The sequence below is a fragment of the Robiginitalea sediminis genome (genome assembly GCF_002198115.1).
GTDB lineage: Bacteria > Bacteroidota > Bacteroidia > Flavobacteriales > Flavobacteriaceae > Robiginitalea > Robiginitalea sediminis.
Map to the genome: position 1 here is coordinate 243,546 of NZ_NGNR01000003.1, position 25,309 is coordinate 268,854.

The window sequence follows — 25,309 nt, forward strand, 5'->3', positions numbered from 1 at the left end:
CGCTGGCCGAGTTGTCATCCCTGTGGATTAAGGTACCGGGTCGTAGCCGGATCCCCCCCAGGGCGGCGGAGCGAAACCCAAAGGTCCGGTGGACCTTTGGCGCGACGGGCGAGATGGCGCGCTGGCCGAGTTGTCATCCCTGTGGATTAAGGTACCGGGTCGTAGCCGGATCCCCCCCAGGGATGACAACTCCCAATCCGCTTCACAGCCAACCACCCCCCTTTCAGCAACCCATGCTTTTGCAGGGCTTCCACAGTATACTGGGAACAGGTCGGGGTATAGCGGCAGGTAGGGGGCGTTAAGGGTGAAATATACCTTTGGTACCCCCGGATCAGCCAGATAACAGGCCGTGCCAGGTATTTGAGGGTTTGTGAAGCCATTGGCAAAACTAGAGGAGAAAGGTACGCCTTTTTGGGGGGATGGGAGGACTGGAGAGGGAAAGTCGTCACGGGCGCTATAACTCACGGAATCGAGGGGCGGTGATTCCCAAAACAACCAAACTATGTAGGGTTAAGGCGCTCCTGGTGACGACTTTTTATCCGCTTTCCAGGTAGTTAATGGTTTGCTACTTCAGTAGCTTTAAGGGCAGGCCGAGCAGTTGTGCCAGCCTGGTACCAAAGTAGGTATTGCGCCTTTCAACCCTTTGTCGAATCCTGTCATATATATGACCGATACTATCATAAACAAAAGGTAATTCCCATAAGGTGTTAGGGTTTGGTATCTTGTTCCGACCAAAGATTCTGTATGCAATTGCCTGCCAAATTTCTGGAAACCAGAAAGCTCCAAACCCTGGTGGAAAATCAGACCACCTATGGGTTCAAGGATGCAGTTCTCCATATATTCGAAACGCACCAGCAAGCCCACCAGATTCAGGTGTCTTTTTCCCACCCAGCCCTGCTGAGTATGATAGAGGGCAAAAAAACAGTCTATCTGCGGGATTACGAACGCTTTCCGTTCCTTCCCGGGGAGTCCCTTATTATCCCGTGCTGCGAATCCCTTATTATCGATTTTCCTGAGGCCTCCATGTCCCGGCCGGCCCGATGTATGAGTCTCGAGATTTCCGATGACAAATACGCCCAGGTCATAGGGTGGATGAATGCCAACATGCCCCGGAAGGATGGGAGAAAATGGGAGTTTCCCAGGGGGAATTTCCACTTTGTGAACGACTGTGCCTTCCACCAGATTCTGCAGCGCTTCCTTTTTCTACTCAGTGAGGACCATCCGAATAAGGACTATTTCCTGGATAACATGCTACAGGAGCTGGTGATCCGCATCCTGCAGGCGTATGAGCAGCCGGGATACCGCCTTGAATTCATCCGGCTGCGGGACGACAGCCGTATGGCCGATACCGTCCGCTACATTCAACGGAACCTGGCAGAGACCCTCGATATCCCGTATCTGAGTAAAAGGGCCTTTATGAGCGTCTCGCATTTCCACAGGGTTTTCCGGCAGGAAATTGGCATGTCACCCCTGGAGTATATCCGTACCGAGCGCCTGAGGTTAGCCCTTAGCCTGTTGCAGAATCCGGAAGTCAGTATCAAGGAAGTCTTTATGCGCAGCGGGTTCGAGAGCCGTTCCTACTTTAACCGGGCCTTCAAGAAAAAATACCATATGACTCCCGGGGTCTACCGGAAGTACTATGTAAACCAGGGTTTTAAGAATCAATAGGAAAAGGTAGTGCCGTCTTTGCCGTCTTTGATCTGGATGCCCAGGTCGTTGAGGGCGTCGCGGATGCGGTCTGCCGTTGCATAATCCTTGTCGGTCCGGGCACGGTTGCGCAGTTCTACCAGCAGCTCCAGGGTGCCGTCCAGTTTTTCCGATTCCCCGGATTCCCTGTGGGCGCGCTCCAGCCCCAGGACGTCAAAAACAAAGCCGTGGAGGGTTTCGGACAACCCTTCCAGGTCTGCAGCGGTGATTTCCTGTTTCCCTTCGCGTATCAGATGGATGGCCTTAACCGCCTCGAAGAGTTGTGCGATAAGCACCGGGGCGTTAAAGTCGTCGTTCATGGCGTCGTAGCACCGCTGCCGCCATGCCCCCAGGTCGAAGCCGGAAGTGACCCCGGTGGGCAGGTTGTGGAGCAGTTCCATGGCATCCATCAGGCGGTGGTAGCCTTTTTCTGCCGCCAGAAGGGCTTCGTCGCTGAGGTCCAGAATACTGGTGTAATGCGCCTGCATCATAAAAAACCGGACAACCGTTGGTGCAAAAGCCTTGCTTAGCAAGGTGTTTTCCCCGCTGAATATCTCATTGGGGAGCAGGTTGTTGCCGGTAGACTTGGCCATTTTCTTGCCGTTGAGCGTCAGCATGTTGGCATGTAGCCAATAGCGTACCGGGGACTTGTCGTTGCTGGCCTCTGCCTGGGCAATTTCGCATTCGTGGTGCGGGAACTTCAGGTCCATCCCACCCCCATGGATGTCGAAGGTCTCCCCCAGGTATTTGGTACTCATTACCGTGCATTCCAGGTGCCAGCCCGGGAACCCTTCCCCCCAGGGGGAGGGCCACCTCATGATGTGCTGGGGTTCGGCCCGTTTCCAGAGGGCAAAATCCTGCGGGTTGTTTTTTTCGTCCTGGGCTGCCAGCTCCCGGGTATTGGCAATCATGTCCTCGAGTTTGCGGCCGCTGAGTTTCCCGTACTGGTAATCCTCATTGAATTTCACCACGTCGAAGTAGACCGAGCCGTTCTTTTCATAGGCATAGCCCTTGTCCATGATAACCTTGATGATCTCGATCTGTTCCACGATATGCCCTGTGGCGGTAGGCTCAATACTGGGGGGGAGCAGGTTGAATTTCTGAAGGGTATTGTGGAAATCCACGGTGTAGCGCTGCACCACTTCCATGGGCTCGATCTTTTCTAGCCTTGCCTTCTTGGAAATTTTATCCTCGCCCTGGTCCGCATCGTCCTCCAGGTGGCCCGCATCGGTGATGTTGCGCACATAGCGCACCTTATACCCAAGGTGCAACAGGTAGCGGAATATCAGGTCGAAAGACATGAAGGTCCGGCAATTGCCCAGATGCACATTGCTGTATACCGTAGGCCCGCAGACGTACATGCCCACGTGGCCCTCGTGTAAGGGCGTGAATTCTTCTTTCTTCCCCGTAAGGGAGTTGTGGATCTTGAGGGTTTGGGTTTTATACAGGGCCATCTGGGTCTTAAAATTCGGTCTCCAGGTTGATGTAATCCAGGAATTCCCTTCGGATGCCTTCTTCCTTGAAGCGTCCGCCGTATTCTGCAGTAACCGTGCTACTGTCTACATCGCGGATGCCCCGGGAATTTACGCAAAGGTGCTTGGCGTCTATTACACAGGCCACATCTTCGGTGCCCAGAACGCGCTGCAGTTCCCGTACAATCTGGATGTTCATCCGTTCCTGGACCTGCGGTCTTTTGGCGTAATAGTCCACGATACGGTTCATTTTGGAAAGCCCCACCACGGAGCCGTTGGAAATGTAGGCGATATGCGCCTTCCCCACAATGGGCAGCAGGTGGTGCTCGCAGGTACTGTAGACGGTGATGTTTTTCTCCACCAGCATTTCCCCGTATTTATACTTGTTGCTGAAGGTGGAGGACTTGGGCCGGCGTTCCGGGTTCAACCCCCCAAAGATTTCCTTTACGTACATCTTCGCTACGCGCAGTGGGGTACCCTTCATGCTGTCGTCTGTCAGGTCCATACCCAGGGTAAGCAGGATATCGCGTACGCTGGTGGTGATCCGTTCGATTTTTTCCTCTTCGCTAAGCACGAAGGCATCGTCCCGTAGCGGGGTCTGTTCCCCCGTGGAAATATGGTCTTCCCCGTACAGGTCCGGGTTGGGTTCCAGGGCGGGATCTGTATTGGCCATTTCTCGCGTTTTCAAGTGGCAAAGATATACATAAAATAGCACTTAATGGCCCGAATCCACGGGTACACAACATAAATTCGTGTTAAGGGGAAGGCGCATTTACTTTTAGGTTGCCAAAACCTTGCCATGCGCATTTTAAGGCTTTTCATCTGGTTTTTTGCCTGCGGGATTTTCCTTTGCGGGCCTCATCTGCTGGGGCAGGTATCGCCCGATTGCCAGACGGCAATCCCTATTTGCAGTAATACCCCGGTGAATGGGGGCACCAGTGGTTTTGGAGCCGATGATTTCTACGGGGCTTCCGATTCCGGGTGCCTGGAGCGCACCCTAAGCGGCTTTATTGAATCCAACTCGGCCTGGTACCGTTTCCGCACAGGAGCGGCCGGTCAGCTCGGGTTCAATATTGCCTTCAGCCCTACCGAGGACTGGGATTTTGCACTTTACCGTGCGGCCGATTGTGGCAGCCTGGGGGAACCCGTCAGGTGTAATTTTTTCGACAACCAGGAAATGGCCTCCTATATGGGGGTGGGGGAAGACCCCACGGGAAATTCCGGAAGCTACCAGTACGAGCCCTGGCTGGATGTCCTGCCCGGGGAAGACTATTACCTGCTTATCAATAATTTCAGCAATACCAACTCCGGGTTTTCCATACAGTTTTCCGGGCAGATTTTTGTAGACCACCCCTATGATGCCCTGGATTGTTCCATAGTCAGCAACCTGCTGGGGCCTCCCGTGGCGGCCTGTCAGGGGGATACGGTTCCCCTGGATGCGTACACCTCAGGAGCCCAGTCCTACCACTGGTTCCTGGATATTGGTTCCGGATTCCAGCCGATCACCGGGGCTTCCACCTCCCAACTGGATGTGGTATCCGAGGGGGTGTGCCGCGTGAGGGTTACCATGCCGGATGGCTCCCAGATCATCAGCGATGTGCAGGTGGGCTTCAGCCCCAATCCGGTTACCCAGGGGGTTTCCGATGAAGCATTATGCCAATCGGACGGGGAGCTGGATTTGCAGGTAAAAGCCCTTGAGGCATTGGGAGCCCAGTCTCCCATGGAATTCCGGGTAAGCTTTTATACCAACCTTACAGACGCCCAGGCAGACACAAACCCCCTGCCTTCCCAATGGGCAGTCCCACCCGGAGTTCAAACCGTCTATATCCGCACCACGTCCCTTGCCAACCCGGCTTGTTACGATACCTCGGAGTCTTTTCAGGTGGTGGCGGATGCCATGCCGGCGCTGGATTTTCCGGAAGAGGCATTTATTTGTTCCGATGGGGGCCTGGCTACCATCGGGTTACCCGCACCTGAACCAGGCGTGTCCTATTTGTGGGACTCGGGGGAAACCACACCGGGCTTGCAGGTAGTCACCTCCGGGGAATACACCCTGACGGCTACAAGTGCTAACGGCCTGTGTATGGCGGCCCGTACGGTTCGGGTGCAGGAATCCCTGCCTCCGGCCATTGCCTCGGTTTTAGTGGAGGACCTGCAGGTGTCCAACCGCATAACCCTGGAGCCCGCCACAGCGGGGGATTTCCAATATGCCCTGGATGGCGGGGCTTTCCAGGATTCCCCGGTTTTCGATGGGGTCCTTCCCGGGCAACACGAAGTGCGCATGCGGGATGCCCTGGGTTGTGGGGAAGTGGCCGAAACCATAACCGTTGTGGGCTTCCAGCCCTTTTTCACGCCTAACGGCGATGGGATTAACGACCAGTGGCAGGTAAGCGGCCTGGAGGCCCTGACGGACCCCATCCTCCATATTTTTGACCGGTACGGCAAGCTCCTCAAGCAATTGGATCCAACCAGCCCTGGATGGGACGGCACCTACAATGGGCACTTGTTGCCGGCTGCGGATTACTGGTTTCGCCTTACCTATACCGATCCAAGGGGCCAGCGCGTGGAGGCCCGGTACCTGAACGCCCATTTCTCCCTGAAACGCTGACACTGCCGAAGTGTGCCGTTTATCGATTAACGGTCAAAAACTTCGGTAAAAGCATACTAAATGCCGGGTGTGCGAGTTATACTATTTGAAAAAAACCTGCCCCACCTGCTATGAGAAGCACCCTGATGCTGCTATTGGGTTGGCTGCTATGCGCCCCTGCATTGATGGCCCAGAACTCTCCGGACTGCAGATCTGCCATCCCTGTTTGTGCGGACACGGTCATTACCACCTTTGCCGATGGCAGCGGGGATATCGATGATTTTGATCCGGATGTAATCCGGCAATCCGGTTGCCTGGAGAAGGGGAGTATCGCTTCTGCCAATATCGAGAATAATACTTCCTGGTTTGTCTTCCGCGCCGGGACCGGCGGTCAAATCGGTTTTGACATCGAAGCCCTTTCCGATACTGCCGAATGGGACTTTGCCCTCTATGGGCCGGACGTGGCCTGCGCCGACATCAGTAACGGTACCGCCCAGCCTATCCGCTGCAATTACGAAGTAAACGATACCCGGTTTACCGGGATAGGGGTAAACCCGGAGAACGGGCAGGCAGGCCAACCTTTTATTAAGGGCAGTCAGAATACGTACGATGAATTCCTGGAAGTACAGCCCGGGGAAATCTACTACCTGCTCATCAACAATTACAACACCAATTTTGACGGGGATCCGGAACCGTTTTCCCTGACCTTTACCGGGAATTCGGTTAACCAGGACCAGAACAATGCCCTGGACTGTACCTTACGCGACGAGTTTTTGGGCCTGGACATCGTGGCCTGTGAAGGAGACCCGGATATTACCCTCTCGGCCCTCAATTCGCCTGTTGGGCCGGATATTGCCAACGTGGTCTGGTCCGTGGATTACGATGACGATGGTACCATAGACGACCCCAACCTGCTCAGTGGCCCTGCTGAGACCCAGCTGGTGGTGAGCAGCCCCAATTCCGGCCGGTATTTTGTGGAGATTACCCCAACGGTAGGCCCGGTTATTACCGACGACATCCTGATCACCTTTTACGGGGAGCCCGTCCTGGACCGGATCGATATACTGGAGGACCTATCGGACAATAATACGATAGAGGTCTTTGTCCAGGGTAACGGAGACTACGAATATGCCATTAACGGCGGCCCATATCAGGATTCCCCCATTTTTACGGATGTCCCCCCCGGGGAAAACACCCTGGTGATAAACGATAAGAATGGTTGTGGCACTACGGAACCCATCCCGTTTTTGGTGGTGGGTTACCCGAAGTTTTTTACGCCAAATGCCGACGGGATTCACGATACCTGGCATATCCTGGGCATAGAAACCCTCACGGACCCGGTCGTTTTTATTTTTGACCGCTATGGCAAGCTGCTCAAGCAGATCGACGAGACCAGCCTGGGTTGGGACGGAACCTTTAACGGACGGCCCTTGCCCTCTTCGGATTACTGGTTCCGCCTGGAATACAGCCGGGACGAAGCCGGCGTGTTGGTTGCCAACCTGGTGCGTACCCATTTTACCTTGAAAAGATAGGGGAGTAATCCCATAAAATTTGGGGGTGCCCCCGCCCCCTACAACCATAATAGGCTGTAAGGGTGCATTTACCTTTCAATATCACCACGAATTTTCACTGTAGTAGAATTGGGGCTTTTCCAATCATAAATACCGAAGATGACCTTTAGCCAGGAAACCTGAGGCATTTTTTTGCCCCCCCGGGGGCTTGCGCCCTCCCCCGCCGAAAAGATACCCTGCACCCCTGCACCTCACCATCAGTTTAAAGCCAATGCCGCTCAATAAAAAAGCCCCGGTACCGGGGCTTTCCTGTTTTGTTTTCTAACTAAAAGTTGAGCGAATAACTCAGGGTAATATAGTGGTTTACCCTGTTAATGAGGACATCTGCGAGGCCGCCATCGTAGAGGGCTTCCCCGGTATCCTGCTCACTGCGGCTATAGGCCAGGTCCAGTCTGTTGGGCCCCCAGGCATAGCCCAGGCCTCCGGAATACCCCTGAAGGTCCCCCCAGCTGTCGTTATTCTTGAAAGGGCTTTGGCGGTAGCGGTAGCCGCCGCGCAGGCTTACCTGGTCTATACGGTATTCCCCGCCCAGCCGGAAGCCGGACGCCCCTCCCAATTCCTGGGAGATGAATTGATTCTCACTACTGAAGGACGGATCCCCGGTAGGCCGTAGTTCGGCACGGGAGAAATCCTGGTAGTCGTAGTCGAAACTCAGCAGCCCTTGCTTGCCGAAAACCAGGGCAAGGCTGCCGGTCCATTTTCCGGGGGTTTTGATGGTATACTCGTCGAAGAGGTTTACCACCCCAAAGTTAATGGCTGAGATATTCGGGTTTTTATCCGGGAAGTCCGTATTGGCCCGTTGGGCAAAGTCGTCAGTAAGCCTGTACCAGGTTGGGGATTGGTAGCTGCCGCCCAGCCGTACGTTGTCGTTTACGCGCGCTATCGCACCCAGGCTGAAGGAAAAGCCGGCCCCTTCGCTGTGCAGGAAGCTGTCGAAGGTGGCGCTTTGGATAGGCGAATCCGTATCGTACCCGGTTTCATCCATAAAGGTGAGGCGCTCATACAGTACTGAATGAAAATTGAGGGATGCCCCGAGGTATAGGTTTTCCTGGTATTGCCCGGCAAAGTTCAGGACAAACTTGCTGTTGTACCCATTGGTCTGCTGCAGGTAATCCTGGTTTACCGTGTTATAGGAGGCGTTGGAAAAATACTGGGTATTGCCATCATCGTCCGGGTCTACCGGGTCTATGAAGCCCGCCTGGAAACCCAGGAAGGCCTGCTGGTCTGCAAAGCCGAGGCTGGCTCCTATGTCGAAGTAGGCATCCACGATGCTTTCCCCCTGTTGCACCCGCAACGGACCCAGGGGGACCCCGTCTGCGAAATTCAGGAAGTAATTATCCAGCCCGATGGGGCTTGCACCCACAACGCGAAACTCGTCGTCGAAATTCTGTACCATGTCGTAATTCACCGCCAGGGCGAGTTTACGCCAGGGCGAGCCTTCATTGCTTTTGAAGACAAAAACGCCACCAACCTGGTTCAGTTCTACCGAATTGATCTCGGCCCCCGTGTTGTAACGGGTAAACCCGGCCAGGTTGTCCCGGTTATAATTAGAGCCGGTAACCGTAAAGAACCCGTTGTTGAATACAGCCGATCCGGCAGGGTTTACATTGATGGCGGAAAGGTCTCCGCCCAGGGCGCCAAAAGCGCCGCTCATTCCCTGGAACCGTGCGGTGCCCTGGGTTTCCTCCAGACTGTAGCGCAAGGCATCGCTAATGGTCTGGGCGTTTGCGCCCAGGCACAGGCCGAGCGTTATGAAAGTGATGATCCGTTTCATAGTAAAGGATTTGATTCGGTAAATAGGCTTATGGGTTCTTATCCGTTGGAACGGCCACCACCACTGCGGCCACCACCACTGCGACCTCCGCCGCTGCTTCGGCCACCGCCACTGCTGCGGCTTCCGCCTCCACTGCTCCTGAAGCTGCCCGAAGACCGGCTTCCTCCGCCACTGCTTCGGAAACTTCCGGAAGACCGGCTTCCTCCACCGCTACTGCGGAAAGTCCCGGAAGACCGGCTGCTGCTACCGCTGCTGCGATAGGTGCCTCCGCTCCGGCTCGACCCGCTGTAGCCCCGGTATGTCCCGCTTCTTGGGGCGGAATAGGAGCCGCTTGAGCCGCTGCGAGTGGTACCGTAGGTCCTCCTTGCGCTATTGGCGGAATTGCCCGAATATGTGCGGGAATTGCGTCCGTTGTACCCCACTACAGACCGGGTGCTCCTGCTGCTGCGATAGGCGCGGTTCCGTGCTGCCGCATCGGCATTTACACGGCTTCGTGAGTAGCGAGAGGTTCCGTATCGGCTGTCGTTGGTGCGCGCATTGGACCGGCCGCTGTTATTGCGGATTCTCGAGGTGGTATTTGCCCGGGTTGAGGCGTATCGGGCCCCTTGCAGGTTGAGGTTGTCGCGGGTATAAAATCCGCGCCGGCCCCGGTTATAGCCCCAGGCATATCGGTTGTATCCGTAGTAGGGGTTGTTCCAGCCCCAGTTGTTCCAGCCCCAGCCGTATCCCCAGCCCCAGTTGTTCCAACCCCAGTTGTTCCAGCCCCAGCCCCAGCGGTTCCAACCCCAGCGGTTCCAGCCCCAGTTGTTCCAGCCCCAGCCGTAATAGAACGGGTCTACCCAGCCCCAGCCGTTGTTCCATACCCAGGGGTCATACCACCCCCAGTTGTTCCATCCCGGAGCATTCCAGCCCCACCCGAAGGAGTTGCCGTAAAAGTTGATGCTTACATTGCTACCGCTGTCGCCCCATCCGGGGTTGCCGGCATAATCGTTATTGTAGGAGTCAAAATAGTCATTCGGGTTGCCGATAAGGCTATCCTGGGCAATGCCAAGGCTGTCTGCCTGCCCGGCACTCGAGTAGGAGTCTATGTCGGTAAATACTTCACTATCCAGGATCTGGTCCAGTTCCTGGGCGCGCTGGCCGAAGTAATCTTCGTAGAATTCTGCATTTTCACTTCGGGCAGGGGGGCGCTGACTGCGGGCGTCACGAACCACCACGCGCTCCGTGGGGCGCATGTCTTCAGTAGCGTATATACCGTCTGTATCGTAATAGGAAGCCTGCTGGTACGAACCGCAGGAAGTCATCAAGACGGCCAGCAGCCCGAAAGAGAGGGAATGCCGAAATTTCAAGTGGGGTAGTAGTGCATTCATGGCTGCAATCTTTTATTGTTGAACATACTAAAATTAGTTAGCTTTGGCGAATGATTTCCGTTAATATTTGCACAAGTTCTGTGCCAAACTCGGGTAGATGGGAAAAAATCTAACAAAGCGCAGCGAGGATTATTCAAAGTGGTATAACGAATTGGTGGTCAAAGCAGACCTGGCCGAAAATTCGGGTGTGCGCGGCTGTATGGTGATCAAGCCCTACGGATATGCCATTTGGGAGAAGATGCAAGCAGGCCTGGACAAGATGTTTAAGGATACAGGCCACCAGAATGCCTATTTCCCGCTTTTTATCCCCAAATCCTACCTGAGCAAGGAAGCCAGCCATGTGGAGGGGTTTGCCAAGGAGTGTGCTGTGGTTACCCACTACCGCCTGAAGAATGCGGAAGACGGGAGCGGGATTGTCGTAGACGAAGACGCCAAACTGGAGGAGGAGCTCATTGTAAGACCTACCTCGGAGACCATTATCTGGGATACCTACCGCAAGTGGATTCAGTCGTACAGAGACCTGCCCCTGCTCATTAACCAGTGGGCAAACGTGGTGCGCTGGGAAATGCGTACCCGTCTGTTCCTCAGGACAGCGGAATTCCTCTGGCAGGAAGGCCATACCGCGCACGCTACCGAGGCCGAGGCCATTGCAGAGGCGGAAACCATCCTGGATGTATATGCCACCTTTGCCGAGGAGCATATGGGGGTCCCGGTTATCCGGGGTACCAAAACTCCGGGGGAACGATTTGCCGGAGCGGTGGAAACCTATTGTATTGAGGCAATGATGCAGGATGGAAAGGCCTTACAGGCTGGCACCTCCCATTTCCTTGGGCAGAATTTTGCCAAAGCGTTCGATGTGACCTTCGACAACAAAGAAGGCCAGCAGGAATATGTCTGGGCGACCTCATGGGGGGTAAGCACCCGCCTTATGGGAGCCCTGATTATGACCCACTCGGACGACAACGGCCTGGTACTCCCCCCGCGGCTTGCCCCTATACAAGTCGTAATCGTCCCGATCTACAGGGGAGAGGAACAACTCGAGGCCATCCGCCAGGCGGTAACCCCGGTGGTAAAACGCCTGCGCGACCTGGATATCTCCGTGAAATTCGACGACCGGGATACCCACAAGCCCGGGTTTAAGTTCAACGAGTACGAGCTCAAAGGTGTACCGGTCCGACTGGCCGTAGGACCCAGGGACCTGGAAAATGGGACCGTGGAAGTAGCCCGAAGGGATACCCTTCAGAAAGAAGTGGTGGCCATGGAAGGGATCGAAAACCACATTAAGGAGCTGTTGGGAGACATCCAGCAGCAGATCTTCCAGAAGGCGGAGGCCTTCCGGGAAGCCCATATTACCGAGGTGGACACCTATGAGGAGTTTAAGGCTGTCATTAAGGGCAAAGGCGGTTTTGTAAGTGCCCATTGGGACGGAACCCCGGAAACCGAGGAGCGGATCAAGGAGGAGACCAAGGCCACGATCCGCTGTATCCCCCTGGACCCGAAACCCGATCCGGGGAGTTGTGTCCGCACCGGCAAACCATCGCCCTACCGGGTACTCTTTGCCAAGGCCTATTAAGGGGTTGAAAAAATCCCTTTTGGCTGTTGTTGGGGAAAAAAATAATTGTATTTTTGCAGGCGCCTAATCGAAGCCGCAATTGCGGTTTTCAGGTATGGCCCGTTCGTCTAGGGGTTAGGACGCCAGGTTTTCATCCTGGTAGCAGGGGTTCGAATCCCCTACGGGCTACAAGAGGTTACCGGGGCTTAACCCCAGGCAGCCAGAAGGCTTTAAAAGGCCCGTTCGTCTAGGGGTTAGGACGCCAGGTTTTCATCCTGGTAGCAGGGGTTCGAATCCCCTACGGGCTACTAAGAATAGGTTTAGATACGCGCATGGGAATCCCGGGGACGGGCCCGGCACTAAGGAGAAAATACATATGGCAAATCACAAGTCCGCATTAAAACGCATCCGCAGAAACGAAGCTGTTCGCCTTCGCAACCGCTATCAGCACAAGACCACCCGCAACGCGATCAAGAAGCTGCGCAACGAAACCGACAAGAAAAAGGCTGAGGCCTTGTTGCCGTCTGTTGTGAGTATGATCGATAAGCTGGCCAAGCGCAATATCATCCACAGCAACAAAGCAGCTAACCTGAAAGGAAAGCTGATGAAGCAAGTGGCTCACCTGTAGCCCCTTGTCTTTCTCTACGAGATAACCCTGGCTTTTGCCGGGGTTTTTTATTTCCCGTTGCCGTGGATCTCCTTCTCCGGACCGGGACGCTTCATTTTTTTCATCACCAAAAGACCCGCTATAAACAGGGCGTACATCAGGTGGATTAACCCGAGGTGTACCGGACGTACCCAGGCCATGGTGGCAAGGGGTACCTCCACCATCAGGTACCTCAGGAGTTTAATTGGGGTATAACCTGCCTGGAATAGCAAAACCCCGCTACTAAGCCAAACCAGGAGGTTCCTCCCCATCGGGCCATTCTTTCGGTTGCGGCTTTCCTTTTTGAGGTATATGAAGGCCATCGGAATCAGCAACAGGCTGCCTACCCCATAGGAATACACCTGGGACACCACCCGGAAATCGTCCAGAAAGGCATTCAGAAGGACGGCTAGGCCATAGAGGCCAACCCCGGGAAGAATCCATCTAAGCCGGAGGTAGTGGTAATAAACGTAGAAATAGAAGCCGAAGTAAATCAGGGAAAAGATATTGAAGATCAGCCAATTATTGTTGTAATAAAGTTCCTGTAAGAACAGGCTGTACTCCGGGTTATCGCGGATCACCATGCCCATGGCCTCTGTGAGCAGGGTATAGGCAAGCAGTACGGGTAAATAACGTACAGGGGTGTCGTAGTACTTCGGAAACCTGATGACAGACAAAAGCAGGGTAATGCCATACAGGGCCATAAAGGAAATCTCCGTCCAGACCAGAAGTGGCGGCAACACTAACTACCCTGGGGTTTTTTCATACGCTTCAGCAGGAGGAAACCCAATAGGAAGCTGCCGTACATAAAATAAATAAGCCCAAGGTGAAACGTCCGCAGCAGCGCAAGGGAAGCATCGCTGTCCATGGTTACTATGGAAAAGCGCAGGTATTTGATGGGCAGGTACCCGGTGTAAAAAACCAGGATGCCCAGGCTGATCCAGACCAGAAGGTTCCGCCTTTGCGGTATTTGAAAGCGCAATTTCCACTGCTGGTATAAATACGCCCCGGAGAGAAGGATCATCCATAGCCCTCCCACGGTGTAGGAATACAACTGGGAGACGATCCGGAAGTCTTCCATAAGGGCGTTGATGCCACTGGTCAGAACAAAAACGGCTGTCCCTGCCCAGGCTATTTTCTTCCACCTATCACGCTGCAGATACAACCGGTATACGTACAGGAAGTACAGGAAGAAAATCAGGTTGTATATGTTGAAAATCAGCCAGTTGTTATTGAAATAAAATTCGGTCAGGTTCAGGCTGTATTCCGCGTTGTCCCGGATGATCATCCCCATGAGTTCGGTGAGCAGGGTATACATCAAAAGTACGGGGAGGAACCGCAACGGGGTATCGTAGTATTTACGGTACTTCCACAGGGAAAAAATCACCGCCAGCAGGTAGACTGCCAGAAACGGTTCTCCCCAAAGGTATTCGATTAACCATCCGGGCTTCATCGCGGCGTTACATCAAGAATTAGTTATATGGGGGCGGTGCCGAAGTACCTTCGTTCATAATCAGGCTTCCACCTCCTCCCTGAGCCGTAAGGGGTAGCGATGGGAGCATCCCTGCTTCGGACCGCTCCTCCAGGTGCAATTCCATCCCCATGGCCTTAGGGTCTGCGGGTTTCAGGTCCAGCCCGAGAAAGCCGGCTTTACCGTTGTTGATGAACAACCCCCATTCCGCTTCGCTTTCGGCCATCGGTTTCACCGCGGGCACCAGCATAACGGTATTCTGTTTCGGGTGCACTTTTTCTTTTTCATCCGGGTTATTTCCGAAATAAACGCGGAGGCTTACAATCTTGGAGTCTACACGGCCGGCCTCCTGTTCGATATAGGCCATGTACTGTTTGAGCGTCTCGTAGTCGAAGGAGACATAGCGGGCCACATCAAAACGCGCTTCGGCATCCGTACTGCGGTTTACGGAATCCTCGTATTGCTGGATAAGCGGAACGCGCCGGGTGCTATAGCGGTCGTAATACACCTGCGCCTGTTCCAGCGGGATAATAGATGTGGGGGTGGCAATTTCTACTTTGGCCGCCTGTTGGGGATCGGGACCTTGGGTTTCTCCGGATTGCTGCCCGCAGCTCAGTAGGGTTATCCCGCATGCCAGCAGGGCTATCCCCAAGATTTTCGTGTACTTCATAGGAAAGGGTTAAAGGTTAATGTTTATTGTAATCTTGGGGGAACCTGTATAAAAATAGTACAATAATTCCTTCTGCCCGGCCACCAGCCGCCAGCTTTCGATTAACGGGATAAAAAAAACCGGCCTTTAAAGGCCGGTTTTTACATTTTGGTATTGCGGATGCTATTCGTTCATGGTCATCAAAAACTCCTCGTTGGAACGGGTCTGTTTGATCCGTTGTTCCAGGAATTCCATGGCCTCGATAGGATTCATATCGGCCAGGTACTTGCGAAGGATCCACATGCGCTGCAGGGTTTGCTCGTCCAACAACAGGTCGTCCCGCCTTGTACTGGAAGCCACCAGGTCGATGGCCGGGAAAATCCTGCGGTTGGAAATCCGGCGGTCCAGTTGCAGTTCCATGTTACCGGTTCCCTTGAATTCCTCAAAGATTACCTCGTCCATTTTGGATCCGGTTTCGGTAAGGGCCGTGGCAATTATAGTAAGGGACCCCCCGTTTTCGATGTTCCGGGCAGCTCCGAAGAAGCGCTTGGGTTTATGCAGTGCGTTGGCATCCACACCCCCGCTGAGTACTTTACCGGAGGCGGGTTGTACGGTGTTGTACGCCCGCGCCAAACGGGTAATACTGTCCAGGAGGATGACCACATCGTGCCCGCATTCGGTAAGCCTTTTGGCTTTGTCGATGACGATATTGGCCACGCGGACGTGTTCGGAAGCCTCCTTGTCGAAGGTGGAAGCCACAACTTCACCCCGCACATTGCGCTGCATGTCGGTTACTTCCTCCGGGCGCTCGTCTATGAGCAGGATAATCTGGTATACCTCCGGGTGGTTAGCCGCTATGCCATTGGCAATATCCTTGAGCAACATGGTCTTTCCCGTTTTAGGCTGGGCCACAATCATCCCGCGCTGCCCTTTCCCGATAGGGGAGAACAGGTCGATGATACGGGTGGAAATGTTGCTGGACTTGTCTGCCAGTTTAAATTTCTCCTTGGGGAACAAGGGGGTCAGGTGCTCAAAAGCCACCCGGTCCCGCACCACGGCTGGGTCCAGGCCGTTGATCTTGTTCACCTTGATCAGGGGGAAGTACTTTTCCCCTTCCTTAGGCGGCCGGACATTGCCCAGTACGGTATCTCCGGATTTCAGGCCGAAGAGGCGGATCTGGGATTGGGATACATAGATATCGTCCGGTGAGGATAGGTAATTGTAATCTGAGGAACGCAGGAAACCGTACCCATCGGACATAATATCCAGTACGCCTTCGCTCTCGATGATGCTGTCGAATTCGTATTCGGGTTGCTTGTATTTGTTTTTCTGGCTGGCGTCATAGTTGCCGTTCTTCTTATCCGAAGAAGGCTCTTTTTTATGATGTTTGCCCCGCTTTTTTCCCTGGGCGTCGCCATCGTTGTCATGCTTGCGCTGCTGCTGTTGTTGCGGTTTGCGCTCTTGTTTTTTCTGGGGCTGCTCCTCGGAACGGGAGTCGCGGGATTCCTTTTGCTCTTCCCCGTTGCTCTTGTGGCGCTGTTGCCCGGAGCGCCCATCCTGACGCGCATCCTGACGTCCGCGTCCGCGCTGTTGCTTGGGCTTTTCTTTTTCTTCCTGGGCAGGGGCCTCCTGCGCAGGGGATGAGGCGTCTTCCTTGATCTGTTCGCGCACTGCCGCGGGGTTGCTCGCCTGCAGGTCCAGGATTTGGTATACCAGGTCCAGTTTTTTCATGGTCCGGTATTTAGGAACATTTAAATCTTTAGCAATGTCCTGAAGTTCAGGCAGTTTCTTTGCCTTTAATTCGGAAATCTCAAACATGTATTGTTAGAATAATCGTTGTTGAAGTACTACTGTGTGTCGAATAATGGGGACGTGTCCCATAAAAAAATTGAAGAAAGGTTATTCGGAATTTGCCCGGGATCTGAAAGCCCGTTTGGTAAGTGCGGCGTGAAATAACACTACAATGATACGAAACTTTTTCGAAATAGCGTTTTAACATGCCTTATTTTAACGCCCAAATGTTTTGAAACCATAGGGTTGCACCCAAGTCACCAATTCCTGGCGGGACGGGTAGGTCAAAAGCGATTTTCTCTTTATTTTTGCTTCCTGTCCTGACAGATTCACGTATGATACAGCGCATCCAGACCGTATACCTGATTATCGTGGCCCTGCTTTGCGGGGTACTCCCGTTCTGGCTTGCCCTTTGGACCGACGCTGCCGGGGCGCCTGTGTATGCCCATCAGGAAGTGCCGGTGTCTGTTGCCTTCTACGGCTCAGCCCTTTTGGCATTGGTGGCTATCGTGCGTTTTAAAGATCGTAAGCAACAGTTCGTATTGAACCGGTTCAATATGATACTGCACCTTTTTTTACTAGGATTTTTCGTGTACCGTTCCCTAAACCTACCCGGAGAGGCTGGTGCCTCGGAGAAGGGTATTGGGATGCTTATCCCCATTTTTTCTATCGTTTTTTTAGTGCTGGCCAACAAGGCCATTAAAAGGGATGAGGATCTTGTAAAATCTGTGGACCGGTTGCGATAAGCCTTTCATCTTAGTAGTATTAGTGCGATAGACCCTGGCTCAGGCCGGGGTCTTTGCATTTTAGTATAGGCCTCCGGTACCCTATCTTTACGCGCCCATACCTATGAAAAAAATCCTCTTGCTTTCTGATACCCATGGCCATATGGACGAGCGTATCCTGCAGTACGCGTCCCAGGCGGATGAAATCTGGCATGCCGGGGATATCGGGACCCTGGAAGTGACCGATGCCCTGGCCGCGGTAAAACCGCTGCGCGCCGTTTACGGCAATATAGACGGCCACAAACTCCGGCAGGAGTTCCCCCTGGACCAGCGCTTTTATTGTGAAAAGGTTAAGGTGTGGATCACACATATTGGCGGGTACCCCGGCCGGTATGAAAAACGGGTGCGGGAAGGGTTTGCCGAAAACCGCCCACAGCTGTTTATCTGTGGCCATTCCCATATCCTGAAGGTGATGTACGACAAGAAGCACGACCTGCTGCACATGAATCCAGGGGCAGCCGGCAAGCAGGGGTTCCACCAGGTGCGGACGATGCTCCGCTTTGTGGTGGACGGGTCGGACATCAAGGACCTGGAGGTAGTGGAGCTGGGAAAGCGCGGGTAGGGGGCCTCCTCACCTCCGCCCCACAGCAAAGTTCGGTTTTTTCCCTGCAAGTACCTGGCAGGAATCAAGTGGCGGTAACCTGCTTGAACTTCCTATCTTTGCCCATATTCTTCTACCATGCGCTATTTCATGGAATTCTCCTATCTGGGCACCGCCTACCACGGTTGGCAGCGGCAGCCCAATGCCCTCAGCATCCAGGAGGTCATGGAGTCCCGGATGGCCACCCTCCTGGGCACTGACCACCTGGATGTTGTGGCAGCAGGGCGCACGGATGCCGGGGTACATGCACGTAAAATGGTGGCGCATTTCGACCGGGAGGACCTGCCTGCGGACTTTGCCCACCGGCTCAACGCCTTCCTTCCTGACGATATTGCCATCCACGGGATCCGGCCCGTCCGGGAAGGGGCGCATTCGCGGTTCGATGCCACCAGCAGAAGTTACGAGTACCATTTGGTACAGGAGAAAAACCCCTTCTGGCACCACGGGGCACATCTGGTGCATGCACCCCTGGATTTCGAAGCCATGAACCGGGCGGCCAGCCTGCTGCCAGGGTTCGAGGACTTCAAGGCTTTTTCCCGCTCCAAGACCGATGTAAAGACATACCGCTGCGACATCCGGGAGGCGCAGTGGAGGCCGGCCCCGCACGGGTGGGTATTCTGTATCTCGGCAGACCGCTTCCTCAGGAACATGGTTCGCGCGGTTGTGGGGACCCTTCTTATGGTGGGAAAAGGGGAGTGGCACCCGGACGATGTTAAGACAATAATAAAAAGCCGCGATAGGCGCAGGGCAGGGCCTTCAGTCCCGGCAAAAGGGCTATATTTGACGGATATCCAATACCCCCCTGGCATTTACGAAGATGGAGAAGGAGAAAACCGGTAACGCATTCGATTTGTTTTTGTTCCGCCGTGTAATGGCCTACACGAAGCCCTACCGGTGGACCTTCTTCGGGACGGCCTTTTCCGCCATCCTGCTTACGGGTTTTTCGGTGCTAACCCCCATGATCCTGAGGGAGACCATCGACAAGGCCATCGCCCTTAAAGACCAGGACTACCTGCTAACGCTCTCCCTGGCCATGCTCGGGGTGCTCATCGGGCAGGTGGTTTGCCAGTTGCTCTTCACCTACTACGCGAACTGGCTGGGGGAATCCGTAATCAAGGATATGCGCATCAAGCTGTTTAATCGCATGGTGGGCTTCCGTATGGAGTACTACAACAAGTCCAGCATCGGCGTGCTGGTAACCCGTGCCGTTGCAGACTTGCAACGTATTGGGGAAATATTTTCCCAGGGATTCTTCACCATCGTAGCGGACCTTTTGAAAATGCTGGCGGCTTCCGCCATCATGGTTTACTGGAACTGGCGGCTGGCCCTCATTGTCTTTGCAATCCTGCCATTAATCCTGTATGCTACACGGGTATTTCAACAGAAAATGAAAGTGGCCTTCACCGAGGTAAGGGCCCAGGTGGCCCACCTGAACTCTTTTGTGCAGGAGCGCATTACCGGGATGAAGATCGTGCAGCTGTTTACCCGGGAGAAAGCCGAAAGCCGCAACTTCAGGGAAATCAACGAAAAGCACCAGAACGCCTGGCTGAAAACGGTTTGGTATAACTCCTTTTTCTTTCCTATTGCCGAGATTGTAACTTCCATTGCCATCGGCCTGGTGGTCTGGTATGGCGGGTTGCAGGACATCACCAACCTGGGGGCAGACAACAAGGGAATTATTTTCGGGTTTATCCTGCTCATCGAGATGTTGTTCCGGCCCCTACGGCAGATTGCCGACAAGTTCAATACACTCCAGATGGGGATGGTGGCTGCGGGCCGGGTCTTCCGCATCCTGGATACCGAGAGCCGCATCGAGGACCATGGAGACCTGGAAGTCCCTCATATGGACGGGGGGATCCGTTTTGAAGACGTGCGCTTCAGCTATGTGGAAGGAGAGGAGGTCCTGCACGGGATTTCCTTTGCCGTGGAACCCGGGCAGAAAATCGCCATTGTAGGCGCTACCGGGGCGGGAAAATCGACCATCATCAACCTGCTGAACCGTTTCTACGATATCGATTCGGGCCACATTGTGCTCGACGGAAAAGACATCAAGGACTTCCGCCTGGCTTCCCTGAGGCGGAACATCGCGGTGGTCCTGCAGGATGTATTCCTGTTTGCCGATACCATCGCGGCCAACATCACCCTCCACGACCCGGACATCCGGCAGGAGGGCATCGAAACCGCCGCCAGGGCCATAGGGGTACACGAGTTTATCAGCAGCCTTCCCGGAGGCTACGACTACAACGTAAAGGAGCGGGGCAGCATGCTCTCCAGCGGACAGCGTCAGCTCATCGCTTTCCTCCGGGCCTATATGCGAAACCCCAGCATCCTGGTGCTGGACGAGGCCACTTCCTCGGTGGATACCTACACCGAACAGCTCATCCAGCAGGCTACCGAGAAGGTTACCGAGGGCCGGACTTCCATTATCATTGCCCACCGTCTGGCAACGGTCAAAAAGGTCGATACCATTGTGGTGATGGAGAGCGGCCGGATCGTGGAAATGGGCTCCCACAAGACCCTGCTCGCCAAGAAAGGGTACTACCACAAACTTTACGAGGCCCAGTTTATGGCGGAGGAGGAAATGGCCTGAGCCGTCTCGACGGGTTTAAAATCGCTTAGGTCAAAATAGCCTGTTAGTATCAATACGACCATCAGCCCCATTATAAGCACAAAAAACAGGAATACAACCATGGCCAAAAAGGCTATGGACCTTCCCAAAAAGGGGAGGAATTTGTAGGAGTTAATCCGCCAAAGAACCCATAGAACGTAGGCCAGGGTCACCAAAAGCGTATACCGGCTGAAATCCATATAATGTTCGGCGTCATAGATAAGGAAACCCAGGCTGATTGGAAAGGTAAGTATGCTGAATTCGGCAATGGTATACACGAGTACCACAAAGTGTTCAGCCAGATTATACCTAACCTTGTTAAATAAGAGGAAGGCCGGTAATGCCAGGACCGGAAAGTAGAGCAGGAAAAAGACGGCATTGAAGTCGAACGCGATATTCGCCCATTTCCGGGTAAATTCCGGGTTGACGTTTTCGGCCCCTCCGGTAAAATCGATTTCTCCGCCGTACATTTTTTGCATCACAAAAATCATGATTCCCGAAAGCGTCAGGGCAATCCCGAGATAGCTAATGGGGTTTAGGTACCGTTTGCGCAGCCCCGATATATACCCGCCAATAACAGCCTCGGGCCGGACAATCATCTGAGTCAGCGTCCGGACCACGGAGTTATCAAGATTAAAAAACCGGTCGACCACATCCCGAATCAGAGCTTTAAAGGTAATCCTCTGAACCTCTGTTTTGGCACCGCATGTAGGGCAAAACCGGTATTCCAACCGCAATGCCGTAGCGCAATTCTTGCAATTCATTGACTCAAGTCTTTTCGGATCATACGGCCCAGTTCCTCCAGGTCTTTAAAAAGCACGAACTCGCCGTTTTTGATATAGGAAATCAGCCCGGTTTCCTCGCTTACCACAAGGGCAAGGGCATCGCTCCGTTCGGTAATACCAACGGCTGCCCGGTGGCGGAGGCCGAAGCGCTGGGGGATGGATCGCTCCCGCGATACCGGAAGAATAACGCGGGTGGCCACCACCTGGTTGCCCTTGATGATGGCGGCCCCGTCGTGCAGGGGGCTGTTTTTGAAAAAGATGCTCTCCAGGATGGGCTGGTTTACTTCGATGTTCATGCGGTCCCCGCTGGATTTGATGAAGTCCAGGGAGGTGTCCCGTTCCATGACCAGGATAGCACCTGTACCCGACTTTCCCATATTCTGGCAGGCCAATAGCACAGCCTCCACGTTGAGTTCCAGGCTGATGCCTTCCTGTTTGATGAATTTAAAATGGCGGATAAAGCGGCGCTTGTTGGCGAAGTTGGTGGAGCCGATCACCAGCAGGAACTTGCGGATTTCCTGTTGAAAGACGATGATCAGGGCTATGAGCCCCACCTGCATAAACCCGCCCAGCATACTGCTGGTCATGCGCATATCCATAAGCTGGGTAAACTTCCAGAAGGCCCAGATAAAAACGATCCCCAGGAAAATATTGATGGCTACCGTCCCGCGAACCAGGCGGTAAAAATAATAGAGCAGGATGGCGACCAGCAGGATGTCGATGAGGTCCGTAACACCAAAATCCAGAAAATTGAGAAAGTCCAAGCTGCGCCGGTTTCTGTAAAAGTAGAAAAATTACAAGAATCAGCGCCCCCTTGTTTCCCGCCAAAGGCGGATACATTCCGAGGCCTCCCGAACATCGTGGACCCGGAGGATGTGTGCCCCGGCCTCCAGGGCCAGCATATTGAGGGCCGTGGTCCCGTTTAGGGCTTCGGCGGGGCTGGTCCCCAGGGTTTTCCAGATCATGGATTTTCGGCTAAGGCCTATCAGGAGTGGTACGCCCAATTCCGCAAAGTCCCGAAGGTTACCCAGTAACTGGAAATTCTGCTCCCGGGTTTTGGCGAAGCCGAATCCGGGGTCGGCCAGACAGTCGGCAATGCCAAGGGCCCGGGCGGCTGCCAGGCGTTCGGAGAAATAGTAGAGCACTTCCCCAACGAGGTCCTCATAGTGGACCTGGGTCGCCATGGTCTGCGGCGTTCCCCTCATGTGCATCATGATATACGGAACCCGGTATGCCGCCACCAGGGGCAACATCTTTTCGTCCAGGAGCCCCGCACTGATATCGTTTACCATGGAGGCCCCGGCTTCGAGTGCCGCCCGGGCAACCCCGCTGCGGAAGGTATCCACACTGATGCGGATATCGGGATATTCCTTTGTAAGGGCTTCTATGACGGGCACTACCCGTTGCCGCTCCACTTCCTCCGGGATATCGTCTGCGCCGGGGCGGGAACTGTATCCGCCTATGTCGATGAAGTCCGCCCCGGCCCTGAGCATCTCCCCGGCCTGTGTAAGGGCTGCGCCCGTACCGGTATACCGGCCCCCGTCGTAGAAGGAGTCCGGGGTGGTGTTCAGGATGCCCATTACCCGGGGGTGGGTCAGGTCTATAAGCTCCCCTTTGCAACAAATGGTCATGCGCTTGTGGTTTTTTGTGGCTGCCCTGCAAAACTCCGTTGAAAACCCTACTTTTGACAGGGGAAAACCCGCGGGAAATTACACAAATTCCAACAACCCATGAAGGACACTTCGAAAGCCTTTGACCTTGTTATCGGGGAGTGCCGCGAGCTGTTCAGGCGCAAGATGAACGACTACGGCGCGGCCTGGAGAATCCTGAGGCTGCCCTCCCTCACCGACCAGATTTTTATCAAGGCCCAGCGCATCCGGAGCCTGCAGCAATCCGGACAGCGGCGTGTGGAAGAAGGGGAGCGGCCCGAGTTTATAGGGATTATCAATTATTCCCTTATGGCCCTCATTCAATTGGAGAAAGGAGTGGTGGAAATGCCCGACCTGGATGCCGGGGAGGCTTTGGAATTATACGATGTGGAAGTGGCACGCACCAAATCCCTGATGGAAGACAAGAACCACGACTACGGGGAGGCCTGGCGCGATATGCGCATCAGTTCCCTTACGGACCTGATCCTGCAAAAACTCCTCCGGGTTAAGCAGATTGAAAACAACCAGGGCCGTACGGAAGTCAGTGAAGGGGTAGATGCCAACTACCGGGATATGATCAATTATGCCGTGTTTGCCCTGATCCATATGGGGGAAGCGGAAAAACAGCAAGCCTCATGAAAATCCCAGTCCAGATTGCAAGGGTCCTGGTGGGGGTCCTTTTTATCGTTTCAGGCTTTATCAAACTCAACGACCCGGTGGGGTTCTCCTTTAAGCTGGAGGAGTATTTCAGCGCGCCGGTCCTGGACCTTCCCTTCCTGGAGCCCTATGCCCTTGCCCTTGCCCTTTTCGTGGTCGTCCTGGAGGTAATCCTGGGAGTTACCCTGCTGCTGGGCTACCGGATAAAACTTACCCTTTGGACCTTATTGGCCACCATTGTGTTTTTTACCTTCCTAACCCTGTATTCCGCTGTAACCGGGAAGGTGACCGATTGCGGCTGTTTCGGAGACGCCCTGAAGCTCACTCCCTGGCAGTCTTTCTACAAGGACGTGGCCCTGCTGGTGCTGATCCTGTTCCTGCTCTGGGGCCGCAAATGGCTATCCCCCCTGGGGAGCCCGGCATTCCGGCTGGGGGCTACTATAGCTTCTTTGGTGGCTTGCGTCCTTTTTGCCCAGCACGTCCTGGCCCACCTGCCCTGGATCGATTTCAGGCCTTATAAAATCGGGGCCAGCATCCCGGAAGGCATGCGCATCCCGGACGATGCCCCCAAACCGGTCTATGAGTACGACTGGAAGTTCCGCATCGATGGGCAGGAAACCATCATTACCACAGACGGTTCGTATCCTTCGGTAGACGGGGAATTTATCGAAGTGGCCGAGACCCGCGAGATCCGCGCCGGGTATGAACCGCCCATCCACGATTTTACCCTGGAGCGGGAGGGCACCGATTATGCCGCTTCCCTCCTGAAGCGCAAGCAATTGCTGATGGTGATCTCCTACGACCTGGACCGAGCCCACCTCCCGGCCTTTGAGGCCCTGAAAACCCTTACCGATACGGCCCTGGCCCGCGGGTATTCCGTGATCGGGATGTCTGCCTCCTCCCCCCAGCAGGTAGCCGGACTGAAAGAGGCCTATGGCCTTGATTTCCCGTTTTATTTCAGCGACCAGACTACCCTGAAGACCATTGTCAGGTCTAACCCCGGGGTGCTCCGCCTGGAATCCGGGACCATCCGCCAGAAGGTCCACTACAATGATCTGGAGGAGATTCAGCTGCCAGAGCTTTCAGACGAGCAGCGCTATGATATGCCCTTGAAAAAGGCCCTGGACAGCATCCTGGAACTGGACCAGAAATACCGGGCAGCGCCCGACATGGAGACCTGGAGGTTGCAGATGCAGATAGACAGCGCCAATATCATCTATATCGATTCCCTCATCTCGAATTCCGGATACCCCGGCAAGAGTGTGGTGGGGGAACCGGCCAACAAGGCTGCCTGGTATGTGATCCAGCACTCTACCCGTATCGATGATTTCCTGCCCCAGATTCAGGAGGCTGCCGAGACCGGGGAGTTGCCGTACCGGCTGTACGCCATGATGCTGGACCGCTCCCTGATGAACCGCGGGCTCCCCCAGCGGTATGGCACCCAGGGAATGTCGTTCTACATCGGGTCCCCAAAGGAGCTCAACATCATCTGGCCTATTGAGTCCCCCGATTCAGTAAATGCCTGGCGGGCAGCCGCTGGGTTCGACAGTGACCTGGAAACCTACGGCAGGGACCTGTTTGGTGCGGAGTTTACCTACAAGGCCTATACCATAGAAGAAATCAAGGCGATCCAAGAAGAAGCGAACCAACAATAA

The 25,309-nt window shown here is 54.4% G+C and carries 23 protein-coding genes and 2 tRNA genes; 13 read left to right on the top strand and 12 right to left on the bottom strand.

Annotation, left to right across the window (positions count from 1 at the left end; genetic code table 11):
* Positions 1-146: 146 nt before the first annotated feature.
* On the bottom strand, positions 147-380 hold the full coding sequence (yidD, locus tag CA832_RS10920; protein WP_088341649.1) for a membrane protein insertion efficiency factor YidD: 234 nt from the start codon (positions 378-380) through the stop codon (positions 147-149).
* A 364-nt stretch (positions 381-744) separates the two neighbouring features.
* Here yidD and CA832_RS10925 point away from each other — a divergent pair, with 364 nt between their 5' ends.
* Positions 745-1,668, top strand: coding sequence for an AraC family transcriptional regulator (locus tag CA832_RS10925; protein ID WP_088341650.1), 924 nt, complete (start codon positions 745-747; stop codon positions 1,666-1,668).
* Here the strand turns inward: CA832_RS10925 and cysS are convergent.
* Together cysS and folE are read right to left on the bottom strand one after the other, a co-directional pair.
* Positions 1,662-3,140 (bottom strand): cysteine--tRNA ligase, encoded by a 1,479-nt coding sequence (gene cysS, locus CA832_RS10930; protein WP_088341651.1) that lies wholly within the window; start codon positions 3,138-3,140, stop codon positions 1,662-1,664. The two genes, CA832_RS10925 and cysS, sit on opposite strands and share 7 nt — an antisense overlap.
* A gap of 7 nt (positions 3,141-3,147) precedes the next feature.
* Positions 3,148-3,831 (bottom strand): GTP cyclohydrolase I FolE, encoded by a 684-nt coding sequence (gene folE / locus CA832_RS10935; RefSeq protein WP_088341652.1) that lies wholly within the window; start codon positions 3,829-3,831, stop codon positions 3,148-3,150.
* A 126-nt stretch (positions 3,832-3,957) separates the two neighbouring features.
* Between folE and CA832_RS10940 the strand changes: the two genes are divergently transcribed.
* Both CA832_RS10940 and CA832_RS10945 read left to right on the top strand, forming a co-directional pair.
* A complete protein-coding gene (locus CA832_RS10940) occupies positions 3,958-5,766 on the top strand; it encodes a T9SS type B sorting domain-containing protein (RefSeq protein WP_088341653.1) in 1,809 nt (602 codons plus the stop codon).
* A gap of 110 nt (positions 5,767-5,876) precedes the next feature.
* On the top strand, positions 5,877-7,277 hold the full coding sequence (locus CA832_RS10945) for a T9SS type B sorting domain-containing protein (protein WP_088341654.1): 1,401 nt from the start codon (positions 5,877-5,879) through the stop codon (positions 7,275-7,277).
* A 304-nt stretch (positions 7,278-7,581) separates the two neighbouring features.
* Here CA832_RS10945 and CA832_RS10950 read toward each other — a convergent pair whose 3' ends face one another.
* Both CA832_RS10950 and CA832_RS15040 read right to left on the bottom strand, forming a co-directional pair.
* Positions 7,582-9,090, bottom strand: a complete 1,509-nt coding sequence (locus CA832_RS10950) for an OmpP1/FadL family transporter (RefSeq protein ID WP_088341655.1) — start codon at positions 9,088-9,090, stop codon at positions 7,582-7,584.
* A gap of 38 nt (positions 9,091-9,128) precedes the next feature.
* A complete protein-coding gene (locus tag CA832_RS15040) occupies positions 9,129-10,460 on the bottom strand; it encodes a hypothetical protein (RefSeq protein ID WP_158211920.1) in 1,332 nt (443 codons plus the stop codon).
* A gap of 97 nt (positions 10,461-10,557) precedes the next feature.
* Here CA832_RS15040 and proS point away from each other — a divergent pair, with 97 nt between their 5' ends.
* The 4 genes from proS to rpsT all read left to right on the top strand — a co-directional run bounded on the left by proS (position 10,558) and on the right by rpsT (position 12,640).
* Positions 10,558-12,033: a proline--tRNA ligase gene (gene proS, locus CA832_RS10965; protein WP_088341658.1), complete on the top strand. Its 1,476-nt coding sequence runs from the start codon at positions 10,558-10,560 to the stop codon at positions 12,031-12,033.
* Between the two features lie 96 nt (positions 12,034-12,129).
* Positions 12,130-12,201: transfer RNA gene (locus tag CA832_RS10970), tRNA-Glu, on the top strand.
* Positions 12,202-12,248: 47 nt separating this feature from the next.
* Positions 12,249-12,320, top strand: a tRNA-Glu gene (locus tag CA832_RS10975).
* Positions 12,321-12,388: 68 nt separating this feature from the next.
* Positions 12,389-12,640, top strand: coding sequence for a 30S ribosomal protein S20 (rpsT, locus tag CA832_RS10980; protein ID WP_088341659.1), 252 nt, complete (start codon positions 12,389-12,391; stop codon positions 12,638-12,640).
* Between the two features lie 47 nt (positions 12,641-12,687).
* Here rpsT and CA832_RS10985 read toward each other — a convergent pair whose 3' ends face one another.
* From CA832_RS10985 to rho, 4 genes are all read right to left on the bottom strand, one after another.
* A complete protein-coding gene (locus CA832_RS10985; protein WP_158211921.1) occupies positions 12,688-13,398 on the bottom strand; it encodes a hypothetical protein in 711 nt (236 codons plus the stop codon).
* Between the two features lie 2 nt (positions 13,399-13,400).
* Positions 13,401-14,111, bottom strand: coding sequence for a hypothetical protein (locus CA832_RS10990; RefSeq protein WP_088341661.1), 711 nt, complete (start codon positions 14,109-14,111; stop codon positions 13,401-13,403).
* A 19-nt stretch (positions 14,112-14,130) separates the two neighbouring features.
* On the bottom strand, positions 14,131-14,799 hold the full coding sequence (locus CA832_RS10995; RefSeq protein WP_088341662.1) for a hypothetical protein: 669 nt from the start codon (positions 14,797-14,799) through the stop codon (positions 14,131-14,133).
* 162 nt (positions 14,800-14,961) lie between these two features.
* Positions 14,962-16,596 carry a transcription termination factor Rho gene (gene rho, locus CA832_RS11000; protein ID WP_088341663.1) on the bottom strand — a complete coding sequence of 545 codons (1,635 nt, stop codon included), beginning with the start codon at positions 16,594-16,596 and terminating at the stop codon, positions 14,962-14,964.
* Positions 16,597-16,904: 308 nt separating this feature from the next.
* Here rho and CA832_RS11005 point away from each other — a divergent pair, with 308 nt between their 5' ends.
* The 4 genes from CA832_RS11005 to CA832_RS11020 all read left to right on the top strand — a co-directional run bounded on the left by CA832_RS11005 (position 16,905) and on the right by CA832_RS11020 (position 20,545).
* Positions 16,905-17,315 carry a DUF4293 domain-containing protein gene (locus CA832_RS11005; RefSeq protein ID WP_088341664.1) on the top strand — a complete coding sequence of 137 codons (411 nt, stop codon included), beginning with the start codon at positions 16,905-16,907 and terminating at the stop codon, positions 17,313-17,315.
* A 103-nt stretch (positions 17,316-17,418) separates the two neighbouring features.
* Complete coding sequence (locus CA832_RS11010; RefSeq protein ID WP_088341665.1) at positions 17,419-17,916, top strand: metallophosphoesterase family protein; 498 nt, start codon at positions 17,419-17,421, stop codon at positions 17,914-17,916.
* A gap of 117 nt (positions 17,917-18,033) precedes the next feature.
* Positions 18,034-18,795: a tRNA pseudouridine(38-40) synthase TruA gene (gene truA, locus CA832_RS11015; protein WP_088341666.1), complete on the top strand. Its 762-nt coding sequence runs from the start codon at positions 18,034-18,036 to the stop codon at positions 18,793-18,795.
* Positions 18,773-20,545: an ABC transporter ATP-binding protein gene (locus tag CA832_RS11020; protein WP_088341667.1), complete on the top strand. Its 1,773-nt coding sequence runs from the start codon at positions 18,773-18,775 to the stop codon at positions 20,543-20,545. The genes truA and CA832_RS11020 overlap by 23 nt, the downstream gene beginning before the upstream one ends.
* On the opposite strand, the gene CA832_RS11025 is transcribed toward CA832_RS11020, so the two are convergent.
* The 3 genes from CA832_RS11025 to folP form a co-directional block, all read right to left on the bottom strand.
* Positions 20,506-21,183 carry a DUF3667 domain-containing protein gene (locus CA832_RS11025; RefSeq protein ID WP_158211922.1) on the bottom strand — a complete coding sequence of 226 codons (678 nt, stop codon included), beginning with the start codon at positions 21,181-21,183 and terminating at the stop codon, positions 20,506-20,508. The two genes, CA832_RS11020 and CA832_RS11025, sit on opposite strands and share 40 nt — an antisense overlap.
* 140 nt (positions 21,184-21,323) lie before the next feature.
* Positions 21,324-22,112 carry a diadenylate cyclase gene (locus CA832_RS11030; protein WP_088341669.1) on the bottom strand — a complete coding sequence of 263 codons (789 nt, stop codon included), beginning with the start codon at positions 22,110-22,112 and terminating at the stop codon, positions 21,324-21,326.
* Positions 22,113-22,151: 39 nt separating this feature from the next.
* Positions 22,152-22,979 (bottom strand): dihydropteroate synthase, encoded by an 828-nt coding sequence (gene folP / locus CA832_RS11035; protein ID WP_088341670.1) that lies wholly within the window; start codon positions 22,977-22,979, stop codon positions 22,152-22,154.
* Between the two features lie 99 nt (positions 22,980-23,078).
* Here folP and CA832_RS11040 point away from each other — a divergent pair, with 99 nt between their 5' ends.
* Both CA832_RS11040 and CA832_RS11045 read left to right on the top strand, forming a co-directional pair.
* Positions 23,079-23,636 carry a DUF1599 domain-containing protein gene (locus tag CA832_RS11040; protein WP_088341671.1) on the top strand — a complete coding sequence of 186 codons (558 nt, stop codon included), beginning with the start codon at positions 23,079-23,081 and terminating at the stop codon, positions 23,634-23,636.
* Positions 23,633-25,309, top strand: a complete 1,677-nt coding sequence (locus CA832_RS11045; protein ID WP_088341672.1) for a BT_3928 family protein — start codon at positions 23,633-23,635, stop codon at positions 25,307-25,309. Before CA832_RS11040 ends, CA832_RS11045 begins: the two co-directional genes overlap by 4 nt.